The sequence below is a fragment of the Pseudodesulfovibrio pelocollis genome (assembly GCF_030282845.1).
Lineage (GTDB): Bacteria > Desulfobacterota > Desulfovibrionia > Desulfovibrionales > Desulfovibrionaceae > Pseudodesulfovibrio > Pseudodesulfovibrio pelocollis.
Genome location: NZ_JASTWE010000092.1, coordinates 1 through 2,498, shown reverse-complemented (window position 1 = coordinate 2,498; position 2,498 = coordinate 1). Strand labels below are relative to the sequence as shown.

Here is a 2,498-nt window from a genome sequence, read left to right as displayed (position 1 = left end):
CACTTTGGAAGATAAGGCAAAGAAGCCGAGTGCCTTGAGGGAAAAAGTACCTTCACGAAGAAATGTTATCTTAAAAAAGGCATGTATCGCAAGGATGTTCTCCCACCTCAAAAAACCCGGCCCGCCATCCCTCGAGGGATGGCGGGCCGGTGTGATTTTCAGGTCGTAGCGCTGGTGAATCAGCCGCGCAGGTCGCGGTTGCCTTCCACGAGGTCGGTGACCACGCCCGGATCGGCCAGGGTGGAGGTGTCGCCAAAATCGCTGGAGCCCTCGACGATCTTGCGCAGCACGCGGCGCATGATCTTGCCCGAGCGGGTCTTGGGCAGGCCGTCGGCAAACTGGATGAACTCGGGCGTGGCGATGGGGCCGATCTCCTTGCGCACCCACACCTTGAGGTCCTTCATGATCTCGTCGGACGGCTCGATGCCTGATTTGAGGGTGACATAGGCGTAGATGGTCTCGCCCTTGATCTCGTGGGGCATGCCGACCACGGCGGCCTCGGTCACGTCCGGGTGGGCCACCAGGGCGGATTCGATCTCGGCCGTGCCCATGCGGTGGCCCGAGACGTTGATGACGTCGTCCAGGCGGCCCATGATCCAGAAGTAGCCGTCGGTGTCCACGCGCGCGCCGTCGCCCGCCTCGTAGGCACCGGGGAATCCGGCGAAATAGGTGGTCTTGTAGCGGCCCGGGTCGCCGTAGACGCTGCGCAGCATGCCGGGCCAGGGCTTGTCGATGATCAGGTGCCCGCCCTCGTTGGGCTCGGCCGGGGTGCCGTCGCGGCGCACGATCTTGGCCGAGATGCCGGGCAGGGGCAGGGTGGCCGAGCCGGGCTTGAGGGGCGTGGCAAAGGGCATGGCCGAGATCATGATGCCGCCGGTCTCGGTCTGCCACCAGGTATCGACGATGGGCAGCCTGCTGCCGCCGATGGCCGAGTGATACCACAGCCACGCCTCGGGGTTGATGGGCTCGCCCACGCTGCCGAGCAGGCGCAGGGAGGAGAGGTCGTAGTGCTTGGTCCACTGGTCGCCCTCGCGCATCAGGGAGCGGATGACCGTGGGCGCGGTGTAGAAGATGTTGACCTTGAACTTGTCCACGATGCGCCAGAAGCGGTCGGGCTTGGGATAGCTCGGCACGCCCTCGAACATGACCGAGGTGGCGCCCAGGGCCAGCGGGCCGTAGACGATGTAGGAGTGGCCGGTGATCCAGCCGACATCGGCGGTGCACCAGTAGACGTCGTCGTCCTTGACGTCGAAGACGTACTGCGTGGTGTGGGCCGTATAGGTCAGGTAGCCGCCGGTGGTGTGCAGCACGCCCTTGGGCTTGCCCGTGGAGCCGGAGGTGTAGAGGATGAACAGCGGATCTTCGGCTTCCATCTCCTCATGGGGGCAGTCGGCGGTGATGTCGTCCGCGCCGACCTCGTCGTGCCACCAGGAGTCGCGGCCCTCGACCATGGAGATTTCATTGCCGCCGCGCCGGACCACGATGCACTGCTCCACGCTCGGGCAGCCCTTGAGGGCTTCATCCGCATTGGGCTTGAGGGGGATGGTCTTGCCAGCGCGCAGCACGGCGTCGGCCGTGATCAGCACCTTGGCCTCGCTGTCGTCGATGCGCGATTGCAGGGCCACGGCCGAGAATCCGGCAAAGACGATGGAGTGGACCGCGCCCAGCCGGGTGCAGGCGAGCATGGCGATGGCCAGCTCCGGGATCATGGGCATGTACAGGGCCACGCGGTCGCCGCGCCTGACGCCCTTTTTCTTGAGCACGTTGGCGAAGCGGCAGACCTCGGTGTGCAGCATCTGGTAGGTGTAGACCTTGACGTCGGCCTCGGGCTCGCCCTGCCAGATGATGGCGGCCTTGTTGCGGCGGCCGTCGGTCAGGTGGCGGTCCAGGCAGTTGTACGAGACATTGGTCCGGCCGCCGGAGAACCATTTGAACTCCGGGGTGTCATAGTCGGTCTCAAGCACGGTGTCGAAATCGGAAAACCAGGTGATCAGCTCTTTCGCCCGCTCGCCCCAGTATCCCTCGGGGTCGTTCAGGGCGCGCTCGTGGGCGGCCCGATAGTCGTCCATGTTCTTGATCCAGGCCTGGGACTGCATGGCCGGGTCGGGGTGGAAAATCTGTCCTTCCTTCTGCAAACTCTCGATTTTCTTCTCATCGCTCATGTGCTTCTCCTGACTGTCCGTTGAACTCCGGCGAAAGATGACGGCCGGGGCGGTCCGCTGGCCGTGGTGTCACGTCTGTGCGCTACCATGTATCGGACCCGGCGGGCAACCGTGACCGATTTTAGGTGAACGGTCCGAATCCGCCCGGTGAACGGCAGGGGCAAGGCGGGCGGTCCAGTCGATTCGGGTCGGTTCTGGCCGGGAAAGCGCCGGGAGAGGGCCGGGAGCCGGGCCGACAGGCGAAAAAAAGCGGCAGACATCCGCCCGCCGCTTTCACTGCCCTGTTGTCCAGGGAAAATCGTCAGCGCTAGCTGACCGTTAGATAAGTCAAAACAT

General features: G+C 64.4%; 1 protein-coding gene. It reads right to left on the bottom strand.

Annotated features, from left to right (window positions below; genetic code table 11):
• Positions 1-179: 179 nt before the first annotated feature.
• On the bottom strand, positions 180-2,162 hold the full coding sequence (gene acs, locus QQS14_RS16255; RefSeq protein ID WP_285908066.1) for an acetate--CoA ligase: 1,983 nt from the start codon (positions 2,160-2,162) through the stop codon (positions 180-182).
• Positions 2,163-2,498 lie beyond the last annotated feature (336 nt).

Bases quoted from the DNA above. Each gene is read 5' to 3' on its own strand.
- acs (WP_285908066.1), bottom strand. From the start codon at position 2,162: ATGAGCGATGAGAAGAAAATCGAGAGTTTGCAGAAGGAAGGACAGATT.